Below are 23,255 nucleotides of genomic sequence, written 5' to 3'. Positions count from 1 at the left end.
ACAATAAAAATAATAGGATTATGGCAGGTTTACAACAAGAAATTTGGGTGAAACAAATAATGGAAAAATTCTACCCGGATAGTTCCTTCCTTAAATATGTGAAGGACTTTAGCGCGATGGTGGAAAAACACGCTATCAACATGGCGGAAGCGGGCATAGACCCGCAGGTGCTTATTAATAACACGACGTATCCCATAGTCGTCAACCAGCGGGTGGATACACCCATCAGTATCGAGCTGGACAAGTTCGAGACTGAGAACACGCTCGTGCGCCACCCGGAGGTAATAGAATACAGCTACAACCAACTGGAGAGCGTGCTGATGGGACACCGCAACACGCTCCGCGCAACAACCGGGGCAAAGGCCGCGCACGCCTACGCGCCCAACGGCGACACGGAGGACACACCGGTAATACTGACAACGGGCGAAACGTCAGGCGCGCGCAAGCGGCTAAGGATAGAGGATTTGCTCCTTCTGAAGGAACGATTCGATAACAACGACGTGCCCCTCGACAGCCGCTACCTGGTGCTGCACCCCTCGCACGTTACCGACCTGATCCTGATCGACACCAAGATGTTCAAGGATATTGCCGACGTGGTGAACGGGGAACCGAAACGCCTGGCGGGGTTCAACGTGCTGCAATTCTCCAAAACGGCATATTACAACCTCAGCAACATGACTAAGAAGGCTTTCGGCTCGGCTCCGACCGACGGTGACGGCTTTAGCTCCCTTGCCTTCCAGGGCGAGGAGGTGATGAAGGCCGACGGCGTGGTAACGCTCTACTCTACCGAGAAAGACCCGCGCGAAAGGGCGACTATCGTAGGCTTTGAAAAACGCTTCGTAGCCGTGCCTATCCGCAACAAGGGAATAGCCGCCATTGTGAGTGGCGCGGCATAGTATTTTTGTTTCTTTCCATATATTTGTATTTGACGGGGTTTGTAGCGTGACGGCTGCAAGCCCCGTTTTTTTTTGCCGTAGGTATTGTTTATATCGTTTTTATACCTATCTTTGTGGTGTCGGGGATGCGTCCCGGACGCCCCCGGAGGGCGGATGGCTGTAAAATGCTGTTTGCCCTCCGGCGTATTTATAGGGTATTCACAAAATGTGAACACAAGCAAAGGCGGTTCCGGGGAACCGCCTTTGCAGGAATTTTAAATTTGGAAAGATACGCGTTTAAACAGGGTTTAAACGTTTTTCATCAGCTTGCCCGCGATACGCAGGCGGAGGTCTTTGTCCTCTATCTCCATAATGTCGATAAGTATATCCCTACGGAAAGCCTCCGTCTTTTTGGCTTTCGCCTCCCCGGCTTTCTTCTCCCGGTTCCTTTCCTTTGCCTGTTCCGCTTTGCGGCGGCGTTCGTCGCGCTCTTTGGCGGCTGTTGCCTTCTTTGCCTGTTCCTGTATCTCCGGGCGTTTGTAGAGGCGGTAAAAATTGCCCGCGTTGTTGCGTGCGCCTTCGAATAACGCCCTTACCTCGTCCTCCTGGCGGCTTACCTGCTGCTGCATCAGGATATAGGCGCGGCGGTCCAGTTCCTTGAGACGGGCGTCGGCATATTCCGTCTGGTTTATAATCAGTTCCTCCGCCCAGTCGCGGAACAGCCGGGCGCGTTCGCCCCTGGCTGTAAAGCCCAGGCGGATAACGCCCCGTTTTGTCCAGAATATAGCATCCGGATGGGACAAGGGGGACAAATTGTCCCCCTCCTCTATATTACTCACATTCACGCCTCTAAGGTAGTGTTTGCCCTCTGTAAATTCGTCGGCCCTCCGTTGCAGGTGTTTTCTTATACTGTTTTCGTCTACATCGTAGCCGTTGGCTACCTGCCTGGTAGTCATCAGGTATCCGTGTTCGGGCGCCGGGTGTACAAATACGGTCAGTCCGTCCGTCACCTGGTAGCTGATAGCTTCTATTGCTTTTTGCTTATCTTGCATACTATTAAGGTATTTATTAAGGGCTTAACACGCGGTTAAGCCCTTTTGTTTAGCTTATCGATTAAATAAATGTATGCTGTTCAGCATTATACTATTGTAGCCTATATCGGTAAGTATCATACTATCTATTAGTTCTATATTTAAATAGTTGCAGGCTGTCTTCAGGGATTTTATAGCCTCGATATCTTCGGCGCTTTCTTTCAGGTTGCCCGACGGGTGGTTATGCGCCATTATGATGCGCGAGGAGTTACATTGCAACGCTATTTGAATGATTATACGGATATCTATAACCGTCCCGGAATAACCCCCCTTACTTATCTGCGATACGCCTATAACCTTTAGTCCGTGGTTCAGGTACATAACCCATACTTCCTCGTGATGCCTCATAAACCCGTTGAATACCGGTAAGAATGTTTTTGCGGCGTCTTCCGTATCGATTATTGTTTTCATTTTGTCCGATGGGTCGGCGTTGTACGAAACTTTGATTTCAGGCAGTTTGTAAGCCTTTGTTGAATTCTTATTGTCAGACATTTTTATAAGAATTGCGATAAAATAAGAACGCCCCCGTAGATGTGTCTGACACATATACGCAGGGCGGATAGTCGCCGGTTCTTTCGTTCCGGCCATCATAGGGGCGTTCCCTTATATCTTGTTTAAATAAAATCGGTTGATTTCTTTTGCCCAAGATTAATATGTATCAGACAGGGGCAAAGTAAGGTATTTAGTTTTGGATATGCAATAAATTAAGATATTTTAACTAGTGATTAAGAGCAGAATTTGTACGATTTGTTTTTTTATTTTGGATATTTATACATGTTTTCGATTTGTTAAAAACATGTCCACATACGTTTACAGATAACGTTTTAACAAATTTTAATGCGTGTTTCCGCTATTTTGAAATTTGTGGGATTTGAAATGCCGATTTAATTGGGTCGCAAATCAAACTTGAATCATCATTATAGATTTCGGAGTTGAATATGTTAATCTTATTGGGAGAGATAATAAAATTGTTGTTGTTTTCAGTATTGAATACACCAATTTCATTATTGCTCCCATTTTCAAATGAGAATTCAGGCAAGCCTTCTCCTTTCAGAAAAACATCATGAAATATTTTTAATAGGTTGATATCTTTTTTATTCTGTTTAATGGAGTTAATTTTTCCTTTCCAAAAGGCAGAGTTGTACGAACCTTCAATACTTGTACCCGTTATATCTACATCTAACAACAGAGTTTTGTAGCCTCTTTCGACTAATAGGGCAGATAAATTTAATGCAGCGGTAGTTTTACCTACTCCTCCTTTTCTTGATTCGACACTGATAATTTTATATTTCATGAATTCACATACTTTAAAGCGTATGCAAAGTTACTAAATCCTTTAACATATTTCATATATTCCTCATACATAAACACAAAAGTAGTCTAAGTTTACTTCTTCTAATATGAATAAATTGGATGTAGACTCCATACAAACAGGATGTTAGATGGAATTTAAGAGGATTTGGGTAATGATTTGGCAACCGCTCTTCATTTATGGAAAGAATATTTCAGCCTTGACCTTTTATTCTTGGAATATAGCTTTGCGTTCAGATAAATATATACATTCATTAGCATTCTCCTTAAAATCCCATCACTTTTTTTATTACAGTCATTTCTTCTTCTGAAGTCAGCATTTTTAATAATTCAAATGCGACATTTGGAGCTGTCTCCGGACAATAAGACGTAATAATATTACCATCCACTACTATCGGTTCGTTCACAACAATCACTCCAAATTCTTTCAGTTTTTCTTGCCAATAACCGTTTTTTAGGTGGTAAGTAGTTGCTTTCCGATTCTTGAGAACTTCACTTTTTGCTACAGGGAATGCTCCGGAACATACTGTGGCAATAATTTTACCTTTTGCATTAAATTCCCTTATTAATTTTAAGAATCTTTCATCGTATGCTTCTTCATAAAAACCAAATTCCCCAAATCCACCAGGTATTGCTAAGGCGTCATATTCGTCAACGTTTATTTCTCCAATGGTTTTATCGACTATTACAGGTACATTGAAAGTACTTATAACTTTTTCAGTAAAACCACAAGTGTCAACGAACAGGTTATGTCCATAATCAACTCTGGCCCAACCAAGAATATCTATAAAAGCACAAAACTCCATGGTTTCAAATGCTTTTGCCAGAAACACTAATACTTTCTTATTTTGCATACTTTTCAAAAGTATTTGTTAAAATCTTGATAGTTTTATTCTTCTCACCTTACAGTCAAAGTTATTCAGTGTCCCGCTTTTCGATTCTTTATTTCTTATTTTTTGAAAATTCAATCAACTTGATTGGAGCTTCATCATACAGAATCATTACTGACCTAAGTCCCTCAGAAGGATTACATCTGAATAGCATTGAAATTTGAAATTATAGTGTCCTCATAAAGTTTTTTTGAAAAACAGACACTCTTTTCCATATTTTCATATTGCCCATAATTAGGAATTTGAATGTAATTGTTCTTTTTATATAGTCTTACGGCTTCGGGTAACATATTTCCAGTCTCCAGAATACTTTTCTGAAATCCTAATTGTTTTGCCCATATTTCCAATTCCACTAATATTTTAGAGCCAACTCCTTGCTTTCTTGCGTTGATGGATACAAACATTCTTTTCACTTCAATCGTATCAGTATCATATTTTCTGATTGCTCCACAGCCAACGGCTTTCTTATCAATATATGCAACAACTACGTGTTTTATAGATTCAAGCTTATTGTATTGTTTACATTCGGAATGAGCTCTTTCGTCAGCACATGTCAAATGCTTTTCCAATTCAACTACTAATTCTCGGAAATCTTCATTTTCGGAATTTGTCCGTTTAAATTCAATATTCAACATTTCCATACTAAAAAACGCTTATTAAATACAGGTACTTTTTATTCTTAGAACTAATTCTTCTATTTTATTTTTGTGATCTCCCCGTACTTGTTCTATATCCAATGTTCCGCCAAGAATGAGCATTTCTTTATGCTCGAACCGTTTTCCGAGCCTGTCGTTCAACATAATTGTTTTCATACTTTGTGAAATTCCAATCTCGTGAAGGAATTCGTTTGGATGTCCTGCCGTGCAAATTGCAATTCCATATTTTACGATTTTCATTTTCGGAAAATAGGTTTTATGGCCATATGCATAACCAACGGAATAGACTCTATCGAACCAGCCTTTCAGTATTGCAGGACAGTCGCTCCACCAAACAGGGTAAAGAAATATGATGCAATCAGCCTCTTCTATTTTCTCATGTTCTGCAATTATGTCGTCTGGAATTGGCATCTCTATTTTTGCAAAACTTTCCCGTTGGTATTCTTTTTCCGTCATATTGCTTTGAAAATCCATTGCATACAAGTCGGAAACCTTTACATCCCATTTTTGGATTGCCAACAAAGCTTTCAATTGCTCTAATATTTGAAAAGTGTATGAGTCCTTGCTTGGATGGCTGTAGACTATTAAGATATTCATTTGAAACTTCTATTCATGTTGATTGATTGGCCTTTGCTACAACAATTAAAAATAAAAAGCGTTTATTTTCAATTCAATGGAATTTCTTTATTCTTTTATTGCGTTTATCAATACAAACGGAATACTCAATTTAAGTTTTCCCAATAATTTGGCTTGTTCATTCAGTTTTTCTTCAATAATATCAAAAATCCTATCGACAGAGTCAACAGGTAAAAGTTTTCTCCATGAACCCATAAATGCAATTCGTATAAAATAATGATTCAACATAGTTGTACCATCTGGAAATCGATAATCAAATTGATCGTATTCCAGATCTTTTATTCTAAATCCATTCTTTTGTAGTTTATATATTATAGTCTTAACATCAGGACGTTTTTGAGAAATGTGCTGGTTGACAGACTCTATTTCTTTTTGTAAGCCTAGTTCTGCGAGAGTTCTTTTCAATGTATCATAGAACTCAAACATGCTTGCGTCTAAGTTCATTGTTTGAACAAATTGACCGTTTTTCTTTATGATTCTGGCACATTCACGAAATACCTGATCCAGGTTATTCACATTATTCGTTCCATTATTACTTGTTATAAGCTCTACAGAGTTGTTTTTCAGTGGTATTGACTCTGCTATTCCATCAATAATTGTGACATTATTGATGCCAAAGATTTCCAATTTTTTCTTTGTTCGCTTAATAGCTTCTTTCCATGGATCTATTCCATAGACAATAGAACTATTTCCTAGCCGCATCGCTATTTCTGTAAGTGGAAAACCTGTTCCAAAACCAATATCGATAGCTGAAATATTAAGTTTATAATCAATGTAGTCAAGTAATTTTAAGCCAAATGGAGCTGACCAAATGGGTAGTTCGTCCCCTACATCAACATATTTAGTTAAATTGTAATCGCCTTCTGAATATTTATTCATTGTTGAAACTTATTTTTTGTTTGCTAGCTTCTAATATTCAAAAACTAGTTAGGTACGGCTTTCATCTCAATGACCTTTTAAATCCTTTATGTGAAGTAGAACTAAATCCTACTTCAAGATTAATGGGATTTCATAGGGGCAAAATTAGCAAATATCTACGAATCAACCATATTTATCGCTTAATACCTTTACTTTTACTCATTTCAGACTTGATGTTGGATCTTGTATAATGGTTTGCTGATTTTCTAACTTCCTGATATTTCTGTTTGAACCAATCGAAAATATTCTGCCCGTTGATAGATAATTTCAGTCTGTCGGAATCCTTGCTCTCTTCATCGGGAAGCCTGTCATTCAGGTTTTAGTACTGATTATTTTTTCGTATAAGGGTATTGGTAACGGCCTGAGAAGCGAATATTATGGTTGATTTTATCATATATGTAACAGGATATAATGTGATTAGTATTTTAAATTGAAAAATCCATTCAGATCCGCTTCTATTTCATCATTGATATCGTTGAACTTATCCTGGAATTTTTCCCTGAAGTAGAAGCAATTGTTTACTTCAACCATCATGTTTTCTTCAAGCATGCTGAGGATTGTAAGGTCATCGGCCATTTTCATAATCCGGGAGTGTACATTATCCCTGTCTCCGCCTTCGATGGCTTCAGAAGAATCTTTCATCAGCCGTTCGATTTCGGAAACATACTTTTGAACCAGCGAATAGTTCTCACTATCATATCGGCTAAGGATGGTTCCATCTTCATAGATAAAAGCATCCGGAAGTAAATTATACTTTCCTACCAGTCCATGTAACGCCAGACGGGTTGCATAATCATGTATCCGGTTATAAGTCGAAGTCATCAGGAAATGGATGATATCTGAAAACTGCGGCGGATAAACCATAAAGCCTTTTTGCTCTGTCTCCAGCTCCTGTTCTATCCCATCGACATAAATCTCCGGCAAGCCATGTTCCTGCTCAACTAAATATACTTCGGTTATCGCCACATTATAAGTGCCATGTTTGCCCCACAGGGTTGAGATAACCGGATATCCGTCTTCAAAGCCGGCGTCTTCGTCATCTATATCAGGCGAAATGTATTTGAACCTGCCGTTATTTGCTTTAAGTGTACAAATAATGGCTTCTTTTATTTCTTCCTGCAATTTGGATTTTTTATCGACAAGTTCTTTATATTTCAAGTATTGCATAGTGGTATTTTATTTGTAAGTCAGATTAATTTTATATTCTTGTTAATGTACAATTATCGTCGCTCCCCAGATAAATATATTGCGCCCTGGCGTATGGTTCCCCGTTCTTCTTTATTTTGAAGCCATGCACAGGCCTTATCCTGTTGTCCCTGCCAGTCCGGAATTCCGAGACGACCCATTCCTCGTCCGGACTGCCGGGATTCTCCGGAAAACGGATAACATACCTTTCATTCAGCACATAGCCTTGCTTGCGTATAAATTCCGTTTCCAGTTTATAGTAACGCTCCTTACTTTCCAGTTCTTCGATCTTCAGGAAATCCCGGATAATCTCTTCTGACGAATGTATGAATGTCAGGTATTCGCTACCGGACATAGATTGGCGTTGTTCCCCGAATATTTTGTACATTCCTTCAAAATCCAATATCCTTGAGCCTATGGAACGGAACAAAGTATCGATGCATTTTCCGATGGCTCCGGCGGTACCCGGGTTCAGGTTATTTTCAAAAGGGCGCATCATCCATTTGGTCACGCTTTCTTTCGTCAGGAATTCCCTGAGGTTCTTAATTTCGGCAATCCTTCTTCTTGACTGGTCTGATCCTTCATTCATATTTTATATTATTAGTGAGTGTAATCAAATAGGGTATGTCTTGTGAAATCAACATACCCTTCTTCCTGCAGTAATTCGATGTAATCCCGGAGCATATAATCTCCAAAATACCATAAATTCTCATAATTAACAGGGTATCCGTCATGGCTGTTATCTCCGTCTTCCGGATATATAGCTCCCTGTCCGATTACCGGGGCTTCCGTTAATCCAATATTGTACAGGCAATCCCAATCGTTTCCTATATATCCCGAATCTTCCATCATATCGGCCAGATAATGCCTTTCGTCACAATACCGGCGGGATAGTATATCCTGGAAATCATTATGGTCATCTATGGCAATCCTCAGATTCGTATTATCAAGAACAGTAAATCTTATTGCTGACATTATTATGGCTTATTTGATATTAAGTAATAGGAATAAAAAAGAGAAAGGGTTTACAGCTATAGTGCAAATAAACCCCCGGTCAAGTCATTATGGCATTAATCAACTTGCTATTTCATACTCTGCCGTTTCTTTTTTCAGTTTCCTTTTTATTAAATCAAGGGAAACCGCTTCATACTCATTATTGTCACCGGCAGTATAAAGGACATTGGCATTCATCAGCGAATGTGCGTATATTTTTGTCCCGTCCGCTGTGTCAACGAGCCTTACATCTAAATAAGGGTTAACCTGCTTGCCCTTCAATCCTTTTGCCGGAACCGGTTTAACGAATTGCGGGTCATTATCCGCGATCAGCTTCTCAAACCATGTCTTATGGAATGTACTTACGGTACGGCTAAAGACGATTGACGGCTTGATTGACATAGGGCTACGGCGCGTCATAACCAGGCGGTTGCATTCAAAACGGCCGTCTTTATCGGCAAAGAACCCGATATATGCTTCTCCTATTTCGCAGTAGGTGTAATTCCCGTGTTTCTCCCTGACCTCCTCATAGGAACATTTACCTGCAAAGAATTCCTTTGGCAATCCTGTTTCCATTGTGAAATCCTGGAAGTACCGCGCAGGAATATATTCTTCGAGTTTATGTTTTTTACTCCATGTATCGACATCCTTGTATGCCTCTACAGCCAAATCGTATGTAACCAGGTCCTGACGGGCATACTGTATTTTGGAAATATATTTTCCAAGTATTGTATTTACCATCTCCTGCGTTTGCAGTTCAACAGGAAGCCTTCTGAACCAATAATAGTCCTTACAATTCTCCATACAGAAATTTATAAAATCCTGTGTCCAGATTTGCGGGGCGAACTCCGGACTCTCATAGTTTTGTTTCAGTACAATAGCCCGGCAAATTTCATCGTCGAACTTACTGGCATCGAACTTGTCATAGATGTATTTGGTTTTGTATGAATCTTTTTCGCTGTTTATCGCTAAAATCAGCCGGCTCTTTTTCCAGAATTTCTGAGGCAGGTCGGATAACCTGCCCGGACTGTCTTTGACTATAATATCGGCCATTTCGTCATCCATAACATCAAGTAAAGGCTGCCGGAGCCCTTTCTTTTCATCGAAAAAATCATGGACACGGTTATTGCCTGACAACAATGCCGCTTTTAATACATCATAATTCAGCTTATCCTGAGGTACGGACAAAATATCTTTCTTTCCCACCTCTGCATAATAGTCGTTCTTCTTATACTTATCCGGCGTCAGGAAAGCAATATATTCAACAGCCATGCTCGTATTGAATAAACTGAAATAAAAAGATTTATCTTTGATTACGTCCGGTACATACGCCAATAATATCTGGATAAGTTTCATCTGAACTTTTTTATCAGAGGAACTGCTATTAGAGTAACCGCCTCTTCTGCCATAGCTGTATGATGACGATGAACTCCCGGAAGAATAAATCGATTTGACACCGTCCAATGCAATCTGAGCATCCCAGTTTTTTTCCGGGACAAGCGGAAGGTAATGCAGATGTTTGTGGGCACTGCCTATTATTTGCTCCAGCATATATACCGAACGTTTTTCTTCCGGTACCTTAAAATAGTTTTCCAGTGATTTGCCGACTGACATATCGCATACCTTTTGAGTCCGGGCAATTTCCGGGATGGATGAAAGGCTGAAAGTATCGAAACTATAACCTTTCGCATTGTCAAGTATAAGGTTTATGTTATCGTCCGTCATATACTCTTTTGGAAGGATATTCAGTAATGCAATGTTGGCTTCGTTTATGGCCGCCCGGTATATTTCAGGAGTAACCAATTCTTTTGGAAGCTTTTTTATAGCTTCATATATATCTGTACTGCTCATTGTTTATTTATTATCTTGATTAATTATGCTACTATTTTTTGTTCTCCCCATCGGATGTGGAACTTGCCTTCCTTGTCTTGTTCACGGGTAAACAGGCTGTCGATCACGGATGTAGAAACACCGAACTCATCGAATAAGGCAGATTCCTCCGTCACTTCCCCTGTCTGTATAAAATCATTGAGGCGTTCCTTGGTAAGGATCAGCGCCATGATATTCTGTTCTATCGAATCGGAGTAATTGACGAAATGTACGTTCGTATGCCCTTCGGAGTCGAAGCGGATAAAGCGGAAGTAGAACTGTTCCATGCGCGGGATATTCCATTGCAGGGATTCAAGGATCACCTCGTTGCATTCCGGGATATTTACCGAGCTCTTGAGGCTTTGCTGCATACAGATAAGGATACCGTCCTTCGTGCACTGGAACTCCTGTAGCAGCTTCTTCCGTTTTCCGAATGAGATTTCCCCTTTGATTACGAACAACGGCCTTTCCGGGAATACTTTTGACATGTGCGCCTGGTAATACTCCAGCGCTTCGAGCGAGGTACAGCCGATAGCTACCTTATCCCGGATATTATGTACCATATTTTCGATATGCAATACCTTTTGCGGCAGGGAGCCGCTACAGTACCCCGGCATCAGGTCGGGGACGGAACAGGCCTTGATCAGCAGTTGTATCTGGCGCACAATTGCCAAAGAATTATCCTTCCGCTGGTCTCCCGTTGTGTTGAAATACATATCCACAACGGAGAAAAATTCTTTGATAACCTTTTCATAAACGCCAAGCTCCCCTTCGGCAGGCCTAACTGTTTGGGTATGGATGGAATATTTGTCCCCGGCAAATTCCCTGAACTTACGGGTAATGATCGCTTTACCGATGATTTCCCACAGGCTGCTTTTGTTGTATACATCCTGGTTCTGTTTTTCGATACCGAATACAGAAGCCTTGCCCGGGTTGAAGCAGGACTTGAACAGGGTGGCTCCACCCCTCGGTGGGAATGGTTTCAGATAATAGGAATTCATGCGTTCCTTTATCACCCGCTTATCGTCCTCATAATACGATACCGGGCAATAGCACATAAAGTTCATGGAACTGTTATACAGCAACTGGAACTGGGAGAAAAGCTCGCTGATATAATTGCGCGTGGTTGTACCGGTACCCAGCATCTTATATTTTACCCTGCGGAAACATTTTAACGTACGTTTTGTGCGCAGGCTCTGGTCGCTGGTCAGTTCGTCGGACTCATCGAAAAGCAGGCAGGCCTTCTGTGATTTCTTTTTCAGGTAAAGCCTTAAGGCGTCATCGATCCTGCCGAGCATGGAAACCGAAAGTATCACAAATTTGCCTTCTTCCAGGTTATCGAAGTGCTCAGGTCTGGAGACGATTGTAAACTTCTCGTTGTTGTACCTGAGGAAATGCGCCCATGTCATATGGATGGCAATGGACGGGGCCACAACGAAGACATTCTTTACCCGCCTGTTATCCATCTGGTATTTACCGAAATGGTACAATACCGCGGTTTTCCCCGAGCCTTGCTGCCAGTTCAGCAGGGAGTACCGCTTCTGGTACAGCAGTCCCATATCGTATTTCTGCGGTTCGTTGAAACGGCACAGGCTTTGCTTCATCCCGGTAAATGTAAGGCTGTCGATATAGGCATCCAACACAGGATCACGCTGCATATCCTTCCACTGTGTATTCTCCCGCAGGAATTCACGCTTCCTCTTGGCTATATTTTTACCTGCCATACGGTATTGCCGTTGCAGTTCAGGAGTCATCTTTGCCGGGGCCGGGAGTTCCGCTCCATTGGCGACAAGGTCATACAGGGGAACATACTTGTCCGTATTCCTTTCCGAAAACGGGTTAGCCAGGTTTTTCAGCTTATAGCCGTACTGGGTTCGGCGGAGTACATGCTTCTTTTCCGGCTTTATGTTCTGCCGTTTTATAATGCGCCTCAGCCTGTTGAGTACCTGCGCAGGGCTTATCTTCTCATATTTCTCCCACTTTTCCCGCTGTTCGGATGTACAGTTTGCCGGGGATTGCTGGTTGCGGTATTTTGATACGAAAGCAACGGCTTTGGGATACTGCCTGGCCAGATGTTTATGGGTCTTCAGTTCATAGAGGTATTTATCCAGCGTCTGTTCAAAGGATTTAACTCCTTCATGGCACGACATGCTTTTGAATAACGTATTCAATTGAACGTCCTTCCGGGATACCTTTAGTGATTTTCCCTGCTGTTTCGGGTCTTTGGATTCCTTATATTTTTTCAGCCTGCTTTCGAGGCTTCCTTCGGAAAGCATATTCCGTTCCCTGAGAAGCTTTAGCTTTAATCTTCTCTTCCCTTCATTAATGGAAGTAAGCCGCTTTTGCAGTTCATCCATTGAAACAAAGCCTTCGGGATCATAAGGGTTCATTTCCATATATTCCGACCGGGAAAGGAAAGCCATGATCTTTGTTTCATAGTCCTGTACGCCTACGGCCTTGAATGTGGATGCGTCGAGCTTTACCTGTCCTACAAACTAAAGTCCCTATTCATCATATTGATATACATCCTGTCGGCTGACGCGCTCTGGAGATATGAATACGGCATGACTAACAGCATCAGCCCACCCGGATTCAGCAGCCAGTATGCTTTGTGTGTATAAAAATGCTGTGAACGGACGTCTTCTATGGTCAGGTTAAAAGGCGGGTTACCTAAAATGATATCGAATTTCATCTTCGGGTCATAGAACCGCATGTCGTCTACCGATATATTGGCGTCCGGATACAGGCGTTTAGCCACCTTTACCGCATCTTCATCGATATCGAAGCCGTAGGCATTATATTCATTGGGAAGGTGGTTGTAAAAATTCCCTATTCCACAGCACATATCGAGCACTGTATCGGATGCTGCCGGCGCCGCCAGCTCTACCATTTTGCGGCAAACATCATGGGGCGTGAAGAACTGGCCTTTTTCAATGGCCCTTTTTGCTTCGGCGTATTCATGGTAGTTATCGAAATCGTCCCGGTGAAGGCCATGGAGGCCGCCAATGCCGGTGTAATTATTGTATATCTCCGCATTGGTGTAGTCTTTCCTGCCCTGTAAGACGGACATAAGTATTTTCTCATTCAGCCCGGCCCGCTTGTTTTGGGGAATGGTATTTTCTATAATGGGGTATTTCATATTTCTCAGGAAGCTTTTTTAACGGCAGGATGAATGATCGTCAGTAATTTCTCCCCGCGGAAGATGTAGTAGGTTTTATTATCCCTGCCGGAGCTTGCCCTGACTTCTTCCCATGTGTGGAATTCCTTTTCCGATAGTGTCTGGTAACTGCAATCAGGCTCATAAGTATAGACAGTTAGTCCGTCCATACGTGTACTTTTTTGCAGTACCGATGCATCGATAGTCTTTATATTTTCTTTATGGGAACCAACAAGGATATACCACTGGCCATCATCGAACAGGAAGCAACAGTTCAGGCCTGAACGGCAGTCCCGTTCGAGTTTCTTTACAAAATCTTCTTCCGAATCCGCAAACTGGGTCCCGTGTTTTCCGGGGCTTAGTTTCCTGTCACGGATAATAGCTTCACAGTTAACCAGATCATCCTCCCCTTTCGATTTTTTATAGGGTGATGTGCCCAGCCAGTGGAGGTTGCCCAGCTCGATCAAAGTATTTACCTTTCCGGGTGATTTGTAGAAGTTTCTGAGTGTTGCGACAATTTTATCGAACTTATGTTTGTATTCCGTTGATACGGATATATAGCGGATATTCCCGCTTTCGCTTTTCATTCCTATTAAGAGGCTCATGTTTATTTTTATTTAATTGGTTTTGAATAGTATTAAAGACTAGGGAGTAATCCCGGTTGAAGTTTGTAGTGGCATAAAAAGAGAAACCGTACCAACAAAATTGCTGATACGGTAATAATCATATTTTTTCCGGTTATTAGAACTTTATCGATTCATATACACTGTTTATTTCATCCTGCCGCAGTCCGATATACACTTTTGTGATTTCCAGGCTGGAATGACGGAATATGGCGTTGAGCAGTATAAGCGATTCCGCAGATCGGTTATTTATCTCGTAGACATAGCGTCCGAATGTTTTGCGGAAGCTGTGGCTGGAGAAATTCCTGATGGGGATTCTGTACTTATCCCTGAATTTCCGCATCGATTCATTGATATGGGCAATGGAATAGGCTGCCCTGTTTTTAGGGTTATACAGTAACAGCTGGTTTATATCCGGGCTGTCCATGTTTTGATAGATTCCTGCAATCATGTCCCTTACATCCTGTTTTACGGGGATTCTCCTCGGCTTGCATTTCTTCCTGGTTTTGTGCTCCGTCAGGATTACTTCATTCTTGTTCAATATCTCAGACCAGCGCAGGTTACGGACATCCGTTATCCGAAGGGCAAAGTAGAATGACACAATACAGAATAGCTGCCACCTGTATTCTTTTTCCATCTCTAATGCGTTGATTAACCTGTTGAAATCCTCAAAGCTGAGAGGCTCTGCTGTTGTTATTGATCCTTTACGTGACATAGGCTTTATTAAATAAAAAAAGCAGACCTTTAGTATCTGCTTTGGCTGTTTTAAAATACAATCTGATTTATATCAGGTTATCATTGGGAATTTCTTCGCCGGAATAAGGATTATAGATTTTACAGGAGGCTATGGCTTCGGATTTCACTCCGAATAATCCCTGGTCGACAGAATAGAAAACTTCAAGGACAATAGGTATATGGGCTATGTGTTCTTCCGCTTCCTGTTCTGTCATGCCGGATTTATGGATTAACTCATATTTCTTACGTTCATAGGCTGCCGGAGTTTTTTCTTTTGTAAGCCATATTTCAATCGTATCTCCTTCCTCTTCCTTAATATGCAGTGGTTGTTCTTCGTTATTCATTTTTCTGAATGTATTTTGTTGAATATTTTTATTTCATCGGAGAAGTTACTGTTTTTTTCGACTATTACCATCATATATTTCACAGGCTCGTTTCACAAGCATTATTCTATAACCATCACTCAGGTCTGCGTAGTATTTCTCTGCCGCACCACAAGCTGTGTCTTTTGCAAACTTGCACCATTTCTCCCAGAAATGAGGTGATTCCCAACTAAATATCTTTTCGCATTCTTCTTTGCACCATGCATTCCACATATAAAAAAAGTAACTTGAGACTATGTTTTCTTTGTAAGCCTCTTCATTTTGCGGTTTGATAACATCGAAGGTGAATATTGTGTCTTCCTCTTTTTTATTGAGGTGGTAACCGAGATGCCTGACCATATCGGCAAGTACATCTTTTTCTATTTCGTATAACTGAAGACTTGGACCGCCATAATATCCGAACAGGATAACCTGCTGTTCGAAAACTTCCATATACTTTGCTCCCCAGTAATCTGAGCCGTCCTGATTTTCAGAAAAGTTCAGTTCCTCGCCAATATTCAAATCTAACAGGCGCTTAGCTAACTCCAGAACGGTACATTGCCCGGTTGGTCGTTTTTCGGGGTGTTTGTTATGTAGCTTATTCATTGTTTTATATTTATGTTTGGGATTGGGTTCCATATCAAATTCATCTTTCAGTACTTCGTCAGAGAGATATTCAGTTGTTTCAGGGTCCGGTTTTGTTATAGTCGCATATTCCGGATTGATATCCAATTCATCGACTGTTGTTTCTTTCCGGCTTTCGTTTATCCATTGTAAAGCCCCTTCGAAATAGCAATGCGGACATTTATCCGCCCCTGTTGGTACCAACATATTTACTTCGCATTGGTTACAATGCACAAGGTCGCCACTATAAGCATAGAGGTAAATGATTTTTATATCAGTCATTATCTGAAATTTTATCTGATAATACCGTGTACTTCGACCAGGAGAAGATCTTCTTTCCACTTTTGTTTTATCTTTCCATTTCTAATCTGGTCGTAGATTATTTTAATATCATCTTCTTTACCGGAATAAAGTGTCCCGGCATTATCTATAATTCTCCACATAATTAGTTGTGTTTTTCTATAAGGCGTTTGTAACTTTTGTCATTTAACCAGAGAGTTGCGATTTGATCAACCACATTCATGGCCTGTTCGACGGTTGTAATTTTTGAACAACCGAAAAAACATCCTGTGAAAGAATAATCACTATCCGCACCGCAACTGAAAGTGTAGGTAAAATTTTTCCTGTCTATTACATATATTTTACCCCTGCGGCATTTCCTGCTCCACACGTCTTCCTTGACTACTTCACGGTTGTAGTAGTCGTTTGTTTTTGTCCATTGTGCCATAATGAATGTATTATAATTTAACAGGTGGATGTTTTTCCCTTAAAGTCTGAAGGATCTTCATATTCATGATTCAGCCATTTAACGGCATCCTCTTCGAATTCGAACTCTTCAATATTGCAATTGCCTGAGTTATTGTCAAATGCAATGAATACATTGCCGTCCTTATAATGGCCGTCACAAAGACCGTATTTATTGACTGCATAGTCTCCGTCTGCCAATTCCCAACGCGGTTTTTTAGGATAACCATACTCCAGGTAATATTCGAGGGAATGATATTCCCTTTGCCCTTCTTGGTTGATATGCCAATCCTGGTCCGGCTTATATGGAACCTCTGTTAAAAGATAGCTTAATACTTCCCTTGCTTTATCTCCGGTATACCTCATAGCTTTAAATTCAAGTTCTTCCATGATTACTTTATAATTTATCTTTCCACATCTTCGTGAACCGGATTCCAGTTATCAGTATCACAACAGAAACAATAGCTTGTATCAGGATGGCTTCTTCCGTCTTTACTCCCGCATGTCTTACAGGAGTAGTCTTTATCAATGAACGCTGTCAACCCTTTGTTCCTTTCCTTTACAATATTAATACGCTGCTGCAGAATATTTTTCTTGCGCGGGTCTTTGCTCCTGAAATAGTATTTGCACTTTTTGATTTCTTTTTGCATCAGGTCATCCGACCGGGCAATAAGCTCCGGGTTAACATCCTCTGATTTTCGTCCTTTCTTCATTATCATTATTTGTTAATATTAAGCGCATAAACCTTCTTGTTTGCGGGTAATGAAGGTCGTGTCAGGACGCTGGTATTTACCATCGACATAATCATTAGCCACTTTTTTATATGTAAGCCCGCAGATGATACCGCCATTATCCAGAAACCGTATGTCATCATCATTGGCATTGATAACAGGATACCCTTTGAATGTGGCAGGCAGTCCGCTTTCAAATACCACGGCCATGCGGTACCCTTGTTTGAGAAAGGCTTCACAATCATTCCAATTTTCACCGGAGTAGGAAAAAGTCAGGTCATAGTTGGCGTATTTTTTTACCAATTGCATATGTCCGGGAATCTTGGAATAATCGTAGAATTGCAGGTTGGGAAAGATCTGCAGGATATTTTTACCGTCGAGGGTGAATTCCTCCGGGCTAAGGTCTGAGGCGCAGTTTAAGCGGACAGCTAATTGCATACCTGCTTCTTTTGCCTTTTTGGTTGCCTGGCTGATCTCATGTACCAGCAAGCTCATAAATGCCGGCCTGTCCTCGAAAAAGAGCCTTGTCTTTTTGATGCGGGCGTTTTGGATCGTTCCGGCCTCTTTCCTGGCCAGAAATTCTATTTTACTCCTGCCTGATCCATGCAGGCAATATTTACTGCAATTAAACGATTCGGGGCATACATTATAACCGCTGATATTGTACGGCGCCAGATAGAGGCCATAGGTCATTACATTACGATTCAAACTTTTGATAAGTTTTGGAGAGGTTGAGCAAGAACCCAGATAGCTAATGCCTAATTGCCTTTTTATTTGGTTGGAAATTATTTTCTTCATGTTGTTGTATTATTATTTTGGAAACACTGACATCCAATAGGCTTTTGGTCCGAATCGTTCCAGGCCTTTGGTATCCGTGACCTTTTCGACAGTGTATCCCTGTTCTTTTAGTTGACTGATATCGTCCGTATCTTCAATTTTGAATATTTGATAGATATTCTCTTTATCAGGAGATTTTGCAAAGTGCATCCTGAACAGGTCAACAGGCAAGAAGAGGGATGCGTTGCTGCTTCGTGAGGTATTGGATATAAAACCAATATCACAACCAAACAGGAATGCGGTTTCTTCGCTGTACTTAATCCAGACGTATTTCATACAGGACCATTCACGCCTGCATTCGGACTCTTCGCATATCCAGTTACCATTTTCAAATGCACCACAGCCTGCACATAACGGACATGTTGAAATAGAAACTTTACAGGCGTCACCAATAATGGGTATCTGTACTGAACTGAGTTGTTCCCACGAGTCTTCTCCCATTTTCTTAGCCAGTGTAGCCAGTACATCATCACCGGCCAGGTGTGCGTCGTATCCGTATTCAAGCAGGCTATCCCGGTGGATAGTACCCGTGGGGAAATAATTGAGGTCTTCCCGTATCTGGCCAAGTAAAGCTTTTTCCTTTATGTCCAGTTTTTCTTTAGCGGAGAGGTATAGCCGTAGTTTTTCGAGTGTATCTATAAATCGCATCTTTTATTCATTTTCGTTATTATTCAGGAATCTTTCGGGAATAGGAATCTGCATGGCTGTATCGAAGAGTACCTGTTTCGCGGTTTTGCGGTTCCATCTGGCTTTGCCTGCAAAACGGTTAATTAGAGAGGCGCTTGCCTGAATAACCAGACAGCGGTCGATGCCTTCCATGAACTCCAGCGCTTCTTCGAGGGTATAGCCGTCATTCATTAGCGTTTTAGCAAAGACAGATACCTCAGATGTTGTCATTTGGGAAAATCCGGGGAATGTTTTTCTATCCATGTCATTTGAGTTTATTGTCGCGTCCGGGGTGGTTAATTATTCGTTATCTTCTTTCCATTCGATAGCAAGTGAATGGATCTTGGCCAACACTTTCATACTTAGTTTTTCGTATGGTACATCTTCTTCACCCATTTCCTGGTCTGTCTCTTTTGAATAAGTAATAAGGGTTACTTTATCGGCTCCGAACTGTTCGGCCAGTTGTGTTGTATAACTATCATCTTTGACTATAGGAGAGGAATCCGCCATAATACTTGCGGTCGAGAACTTACCATATTGGTCTATAATCTCCTTTATTTCCTTAATGTATTTAGTACGCAGCTCTTCAAGCTTCTGATTTTGAGGCGGCAATAACTTGCCACAGTGAGTACAATAATTACCTTTCCCGGAATTACAGCGTTCGCACTCAACTCCCAGGCCTTTTGTGTAGGCGTCTATGGCTTCATTAGTGATTTTCAGCGATAGAACGGATAATTCAACGGCGGCTTCTTCCACCGTCAGTCCTGTTACAGTTGATTCGTGCCCATCTATAAAGAGCTTTAAGTCTGCATGCCGTAGTATATCGTCACGCTTATAGTATCCGGGAAGGTACTTTTCAATAAAATCCCAGAATTCATCTGTTATTTTTTTAGTCTTTTTCATATCCTATGAAATTTTCATCATTAATAAGCAAGTAGTAATAGCCATTCAGAGTGTCCTTGTATTCGAGCGATAGATATCCCCGGATATCCCCCGGCAAGTTATAAGTATCCCCTTCATTGGTCAATTCAAGGCTGAGTGTCATCTCATAACCACGGAATGGAATCCGGGATGTCCTGTATTCAGCCTTGTTGGCAAGCGCTTCACGGAACTTTTTCGCTTCCCACGGATGTTGTTTCGCGATAGAGCTTAAAGAAATGATCTTACCGGAATTGATACTGCCGCCGCTTATCCCGTTATCATATGCGGACTTATTTTCATCAGCTCCGAGGCATTTACGGATAAAAGGGTTTGTAAAGGTGGCTTTGGCAGCTTCTTTTTTGCATTTAAGGACATGCCTCCTTTCGATTTCTCCGGGTGGCTTTTCTTTTGGAGGTTTTGGGAAATATACCTTGTTTACTTTATCCCAGTCAGAGAAATAATAACCTTTCGTTTTCTTTCCCTTTGCCATAATGCCGATCCTGCCGCATTTTGACCTGAATAATGTCCTGTTCTCGTTACCGTACCTGATTCGTAGCGATGGCGGGTTGTCTTTATTCAAAAGATATTCCGCTGCCGGATGGACATTATTTAATATTTCTGCTGTTTCTGCTATTTGTTGCATAATGTTTTAGTTATTAACCTTCTGCTTGTTTATCAATAATTATATAATTAGATATTCTTTCCGTCCACTGGACATTAGGAAATATATAATTTTAGCGGTTACACATTCGCATGAACTGGTCGGCCATCTCTTCCTGTTCATATTCGTCATCAATGCCAAAATCATAGAACATACCTGAAGCCCGGAGCAGATCGAGGCTGTCCTCGAATGATACGGAATTGTCGGGAGTGTACTTTTCGATCATATCCCAGTGTTCCTGCTCGTGCTTTCTCTCCTGCGACCATTTATATTCGTGGCGATACCAGTCTACAAACTTTTCTTTAGGGATGCGGTATTCTTCTTGCAACTCACGGTATCTTCCGGGTGGAAAAAGTAGCTTCGTATTGATGTGGTTTTGCACTTCCTTTATCAGTCCTTGTTTATCGAATCGGTTGTGAGAGCGTGGAATAAACCAGATTCTATCTTGTTCGTAGCTGCATTTGTATGGGTGGTTGTACTCGATTTGTACTCCATTCCCTCTGATATGTGCAACTATATAAATGGTCTTTCCTTCAAATTTTTGATAATCAACTTCTTCAAAGGTTTCCTCGTTGATATGAAAATAAAAATCTTGTTGCTGTTTATTGAGAAAACGTTCTAACTGCCTCATGGATTGACTATAGATATATGTTCCGGCTCTGCTTTGTCCCCGACTACTCAGATTATTATAGTAATATCTGTATTGATTGCGGGATTTACACTTGAACTGGTCAGGGATATTGAAGTAAGCATTGTAGGCTGCGTCTAAAAGACAGAAATCATAGATTTGCTGGAATGTCATGGTCTTGCTCATAATTACATTGGTCGGCGGAGTGTGATGGTCAGTTACTACTTTGATTTTCTAACTTATTGCAATTGGTTAATACCCGGAGGAACTATACTCTAACTTTTCAGCCTCGACAAGCTTACTGATATAGGGAATAATATCGTCAACCGATGGAACTTCCATGGAATAGGGTTCATGGTTGAGGAAGGAAAGGAATTGCGCTTCAATACCTTTTATCATTTCCAGCCAACCGGGATGGATGAAGCAATTACCCAGTCCGCCGGCCTGTATAAACATAAGCATCCGGTCATCGACCTGAATGGAACGCATATCATAATCCCAGTGCATTATACAATGGATTTCCCTGCCATTGACATTTTCTTTCTTATATATTTTCATCCGGCTATTTATTTAAGTGTTTTTGCCTTGTTTCTATGGGCATTTTTTCTTTATTCACTTATCCGAAGATTTTAGGAATTGCCGGAGCCTGTTGTCGTTCTTATAGGTATGAACATTGTCCTTGTAGTGTACTTCAACCGTTATTTTCCTGGTGGTAAAGTATAAGGGGCAGAAATGATCCCTTGTTTCAGCATAGCGGGTAAAAACAATTCTGACTTTTCGCCTGAGTATTGTCTGCTCCATTTCTATGGTTTCGAGGAAATCTTCATCCCGTACAAACCGGTAGCCAATCTCTGAATCATCGGGACGACAGTAACGGCGAAGGCTGTTCTTATTATCTGTATCTATCCAGTGACGAATGTTTTCAATAACATTCGCGGCATCAGTTTTTGGCAGAGGTGAAAACTCAGGGTCTTTTATTAATTTACTCATAATTGACCATTTTAATCGAGGTCGAATTCGTCCTCATATACTTCTATTTCTTTGCCGCTCCCGTAGATGCGGACAAGCCATTTGTTCCCGACCTGCCTTATCAATTCGATATTCCGGTAGCCCTGATAGGGGTCATTTAGAGTTGCGGTATCGCCTTTTTGTGGTTCTTTTGCCATGTTTTCTTTTGTTATTTAGTTGATATTTCAATACAATTTTCGCTCTCCAGTCTTTCTTTTTCTTTGGTATTTGTTTGGAGATATGGGGTTCGGCAAAATCTTCCGGGTACTTGTCATATAGGGCTTGAGCCAGAGAACATTGGCTCCAGTAAAAATCCAGCTCAATTCTGCCATGCCCTGTGAGATCGGAGAGATATGTCGTGCCCAATTCGCTCATCTGCGTATCACCATTGAGTATAGCATAGCAATACACGATTTCGTTTTCCCTGTCCCAGTTGAGGATAAACCAGTCGCAGCCGGCATAGAAAAAGTGAGCGTAAACGACCAGGCAATCATAATAAGAGCCTCTCTCCGCGATTTGCTCACCGGTGAATGATTGGGATTCTTTGGGTATCTCTTCGATTTCCTTATCGAGCATGTCGATAGTGCTTTTATGTTCATCGCAACATTCAGGGTCTTTTACGATTGCCTGTTGATGCAAGGGCATGAAAAGGGCTACATTTTGAGGTAATTTATTCAGGTTTATCATAACGGTTTGTCTTTTAGTTTATATTCTGTTTATTGACAATAAGAGGTGTTGCCGGAAAAACTGTTCGTTCTCTTTTATTTTATCCTTTAACTGCCTTCCAATCCAGAGTTTCGATGCCATCTGTGATTTGAGCGAGGGCATCGTCCAGGTTATTAATATATACAGTTGCGTTCTTCTGTTTTCCCCAGCGCTTTTCTTCGTCACTGGCCCTTATGTTTACCCTGGCTTTAATCCCGACAATCCCGGTTTTAAGCGTTCTATCCACATGGCCGACAACTTCATCGAGTGTGGCCTGGCAAAAGCTGACCGAGCGTATTTCTTTTGTTTTCAGGTCTTTGATTTCAACCCGGACTAACGGGGTATAGGTTATAGGAGGATATATTTTCATATGCTGGTTATTAATTACTACCGGTTAAGACTAAGTAAAATGAATTGGGAATGTTTACC

At 41.2% G+C, this 23,255-nt stretch carries 33 protein-coding genes; 1 reads left to right on the top strand and 32 read right to left on the bottom strand.

Going from position 1 to position 23,255, the window contains the following annotated elements; genetic code table 11:
• Nucleotides 1-20: 20 nt before the first annotated feature.
• Nucleotides 21-896 carry a hypothetical protein gene (locus ACFO6W_RS03435; RefSeq protein WP_379993946.1) on the top strand — a complete coding sequence of 292 codons (876 nt, stop codon included), beginning with the start codon at nt 21-23 and terminating at the stop codon, nt 894-896.
• A 287-nt stretch (nt 897-1,183) separates the two neighbouring features.
• On the opposite strand, the gene ACFO6W_RS03430 is transcribed toward ACFO6W_RS03435, so the two are convergent.
• The 32 genes from ACFO6W_RS03430 to ACFO6W_RS03275 all read right to left on the bottom strand — a co-directional run bounded on the left by ACFO6W_RS03430 (nt 1,184) and on the right by ACFO6W_RS03275 (nt 23,196).
• Nucleotides 1,184-1,927, bottom strand: a complete 744-nt coding sequence (locus tag ACFO6W_RS03430; protein ID WP_379993945.1) for an ATP synthase subunit B family protein — start codon at nt 1,925-1,927, stop codon at nt 1,184-1,186.
• Between the two features lie 54 nt (nt 1,928-1,981).
• Nucleotides 1,982-2,557: a JAB domain-containing protein gene (locus tag ACFO6W_RS03425; RefSeq protein ID WP_379993944.1), complete on the bottom strand. Its 576-nt coding sequence runs from the start codon at nt 2,555-2,557 to the stop codon at nt 1,982-1,984.
• 259 nt (nt 2,558-2,816) lie between these two features.
• On the bottom strand, nt 2,817-3,260 hold the full coding sequence (locus ACFO6W_RS03420; protein ID WP_379993943.1) for an AAA family ATPase: 444 nt from the start codon (nt 3,258-3,260) through the stop codon (nt 2,817-2,819).
• Between the two features lie 283 nt (nt 3,261-3,543).
• Nucleotides 3,544-4,131 (bottom strand): DJ-1/PfpI family protein, encoded by a 588-nt coding sequence (locus ACFO6W_RS03415; RefSeq protein ID WP_379993942.1) that lies wholly within the window; start codon nt 4,129-4,131, stop codon nt 3,544-3,546.
• A gap of 173 nt (nt 4,132-4,304) precedes the next feature.
• Nucleotides 4,305-4,808 carry a GNAT family N-acetyltransferase gene (locus ACFO6W_RS03410; protein WP_379993941.1) on the bottom strand — a complete coding sequence of 168 codons (504 nt, stop codon included), beginning with the start codon at nt 4,806-4,808 and terminating at the stop codon, nt 4,305-4,307.
• Between the two features lie 15 nt (nt 4,809-4,823).
• Nucleotides 4,824-5,420, bottom strand: coding sequence for an NAD(P)H-dependent oxidoreductase (locus tag ACFO6W_RS03405; protein WP_379993939.1), 597 nt, complete (start codon nt 5,418-5,420; stop codon nt 4,824-4,826).
• A gap of 87 nt (nt 5,421-5,507) precedes the next feature.
• The gene (locus ACFO6W_RS03400) at nt 5,508-6,338 is read right to left on the bottom strand and encodes a class I SAM-dependent methyltransferase (protein WP_379993938.1); all 831 of its coding nucleotides are present in this window, start codon (nt 6,336-6,338) and stop codon (nt 5,508-5,510) included.
• Between the two features lie 456 nt (nt 6,339-6,794).
• Nucleotides 6,795-7,544, bottom strand: coding sequence for a hypothetical protein (locus ACFO6W_RS03395; RefSeq protein WP_379993937.1), 750 nt, complete (start codon nt 7,542-7,544; stop codon nt 6,795-6,797).
• Between the two features lie 31 nt (nt 7,545-7,575).
• Nucleotides 7,576-8,151, bottom strand: a complete 576-nt coding sequence (locus ACFO6W_RS03390; RefSeq protein WP_379993936.1) for a hypothetical protein — start codon at nt 8,149-8,151, stop codon at nt 7,576-7,578.
• A gap of 11 nt (nt 8,152-8,162) precedes the next feature.
• Nucleotides 8,163-8,537 carry a hypothetical protein gene (locus tag ACFO6W_RS03385; RefSeq protein ID WP_379993935.1) on the bottom strand — a complete coding sequence of 125 codons (375 nt, stop codon included), beginning with the start codon at nt 8,535-8,537 and terminating at the stop codon, nt 8,163-8,165.
• A 99-nt stretch (nt 8,538-8,636) separates the two neighbouring features.
• Nucleotides 8,637-10,406 (bottom strand): hypothetical protein, encoded by a 1,770-nt coding sequence (locus tag ACFO6W_RS03380; RefSeq protein WP_379993934.1) that lies wholly within the window; start codon nt 10,404-10,406, stop codon nt 8,637-8,639.
• Between the two features lie 23 nt (nt 10,407-10,429).
• On the bottom strand, nt 10,430-12,847 hold the full coding sequence (locus tag ACFO6W_RS03375; protein ID WP_379993932.1) for a DEAD/DEAH box helicase family protein: 2,418 nt from the start codon (nt 12,845-12,847) through the stop codon (nt 10,430-10,432).
• A 65-nt stretch (nt 12,848-12,912) separates the two neighbouring features.
• On the bottom strand, nt 12,913-13,563 hold the full coding sequence (locus ACFO6W_RS03370; protein WP_379993931.1) for an N-6 DNA methylase: 651 nt from the start codon (nt 13,561-13,563) through the stop codon (nt 12,913-12,915).
• A gap of 5 nt (nt 13,564-13,568) precedes the next feature.
• Nucleotides 13,569-14,186, bottom strand: coding sequence for a hypothetical protein (locus ACFO6W_RS03365; protein ID WP_379993930.1), 618 nt, complete (start codon nt 14,184-14,186; stop codon nt 13,569-13,571).
• Between the two features lie 136 nt (nt 14,187-14,322).
• On the bottom strand, nt 14,323-14,919 hold the full coding sequence (locus tag ACFO6W_RS03360) for a tyrosine-type recombinase/integrase (protein ID WP_379993929.1): 597 nt from the start codon (nt 14,917-14,919) through the stop codon (nt 14,323-14,325).
• Nucleotides 14,920-14,986: 67 nt separating this feature from the next.
• Complete coding sequence (locus ACFO6W_RS03355) at nt 14,987-15,283, bottom strand: hypothetical protein (protein ID WP_379993927.1); 297 nt, start codon at nt 15,281-15,283, stop codon at nt 14,987-14,989.
• A gap of 45 nt (nt 15,284-15,328) precedes the next feature.
• A complete protein-coding gene (locus ACFO6W_RS03350; RefSeq protein ID WP_379993926.1) occupies nt 15,329-16,207 on the bottom strand; it encodes a hypothetical protein in 879 nt (292 codons plus the stop codon).
• 11 nt (nt 16,208-16,218) lie between these two features.
• Entirely contained in the window at nt 16,219-16,368 is a 150-nt protein-coding gene (locus tag ACFO6W_RS03345) for a hypothetical protein (protein ID WP_379993924.1), read from the bottom strand.
• Between the two features lie 2 nt (nt 16,369-16,370).
• Nucleotides 16,371-16,652, bottom strand: a complete 282-nt coding sequence (locus tag ACFO6W_RS03340) for a hypothetical protein (RefSeq protein WP_379993923.1) — start codon at nt 16,650-16,652, stop codon at nt 16,371-16,373.
• Nucleotides 16,653-16,669: 17 nt separating this feature from the next.
• Nucleotides 16,670-17,059, bottom strand: a complete 390-nt coding sequence (locus tag ACFO6W_RS03335; RefSeq protein ID WP_379993921.1) for a hypothetical protein — start codon at nt 17,057-17,059, stop codon at nt 16,670-16,672.
• 14 nt (nt 17,060-17,073) lie between these two features.
• Nucleotides 17,074-17,382 (bottom strand): hypothetical protein, encoded by a 309-nt coding sequence (locus ACFO6W_RS03330; RefSeq protein ID WP_379993919.1) that lies wholly within the window; start codon nt 17,380-17,382, stop codon nt 17,074-17,076.
• Nucleotides 17,383-17,400: 18 nt separating this feature from the next.
• The gene (locus ACFO6W_RS03325) at nt 17,401-18,198 is read right to left on the bottom strand and encodes a GP88 family protein (protein WP_379993917.1); all 798 of its coding nucleotides are present in this window, start codon (nt 18,196-18,198) and stop codon (nt 17,401-17,403) included.
• Nucleotides 18,199-18,210: 12 nt separating this feature from the next.
• Complete coding sequence (locus ACFO6W_RS03320; RefSeq protein WP_379993916.1) at nt 18,211-18,885, bottom strand: hypothetical protein; 675 nt, start codon at nt 18,883-18,885, stop codon at nt 18,211-18,213.
• A 3-nt stretch (nt 18,886-18,888) separates the two neighbouring features.
• Nucleotides 18,889-19,167, bottom strand: a complete 279-nt coding sequence (locus ACFO6W_RS03315; protein WP_379993915.1) for a hypothetical protein — start codon at nt 19,165-19,167, stop codon at nt 18,889-18,891.
• Nucleotides 19,168-19,203: 36 nt separating this feature from the next.
• Complete coding sequence (locus ACFO6W_RS03310) at nt 19,204-19,806, bottom strand: hypothetical protein (protein ID WP_379993914.1); 603 nt, start codon at nt 19,804-19,806, stop codon at nt 19,204-19,206.
• Complete coding sequence (locus ACFO6W_RS03305) at nt 19,793-20,467, bottom strand: hypothetical protein (protein WP_379993913.1); 675 nt, start codon at nt 20,465-20,467, stop codon at nt 19,793-19,795. Before ACFO6W_RS03305 ends, ACFO6W_RS03310 begins: the two co-directional genes overlap by 14 nt.
• Nucleotides 20,468-20,558: 91 nt before the next feature.
• Nucleotides 20,559-21,299: a hypothetical protein gene (locus tag ACFO6W_RS03300; protein WP_379993911.1), complete on the bottom strand. Its 741-nt coding sequence runs from the start codon at nt 21,297-21,299 to the stop codon at nt 20,559-20,561.
• 66 nt (nt 21,300-21,365) lie between these two features.
• Nucleotides 21,366-21,671 (bottom strand): hypothetical protein, encoded by a 306-nt coding sequence (locus ACFO6W_RS03295; protein WP_379993910.1) that lies wholly within the window; start codon nt 21,669-21,671, stop codon nt 21,366-21,368.
• Nucleotides 21,672-21,725: 54 nt separating this feature from the next.
• Complete coding sequence (locus tag ACFO6W_RS03290; RefSeq protein WP_379993909.1) at nt 21,726-22,103, bottom strand: hypothetical protein; 378 nt, start codon at nt 22,101-22,103, stop codon at nt 21,726-21,728.
• 11 nt (nt 22,104-22,114) lie between these two features.
• Nucleotides 22,115-22,279 carry a hypothetical protein gene (locus tag ACFO6W_RS03285; protein WP_379993908.1) on the bottom strand — a complete coding sequence of 55 codons (165 nt, stop codon included), beginning with the start codon at nt 22,277-22,279 and terminating at the stop codon, nt 22,115-22,117.
• A complete protein-coding gene (locus tag ACFO6W_RS03280; protein ID WP_379993907.1) occupies nt 22,236-22,808 on the bottom strand; it encodes a hypothetical protein in 573 nt (190 codons plus the stop codon). The genes ACFO6W_RS03285 and ACFO6W_RS03280 overlap by 44 nt, the downstream gene beginning before the upstream one ends.
• 79 nt (nt 22,809-22,887) lie before the next feature.
• Nucleotides 22,888-23,196 carry a hypothetical protein gene (locus ACFO6W_RS03275; protein ID WP_379993906.1) on the bottom strand — a complete coding sequence of 103 codons (309 nt, stop codon included), beginning with the start codon at nt 23,194-23,196 and terminating at the stop codon, nt 22,888-22,890.
• Nucleotides 23,197-23,255: the final 59 nt, after the last annotated feature.

Origin of the sequence: Dysgonomonas termitidis (genome assembly GCF_042654545.1) — a bacterium.
GTDB classification, from domain to species: Bacteria; Bacteroidota; Bacteroidia; order Bacteroidales; family Dysgonomonadaceae; genus Dysgonomonas; species Dysgonomonas termitidis.
The sequence above is the reverse complement of the archived record's forward strand: the minus strand, read 5'-3'. Positions and strand labels throughout refer to the sequence as shown.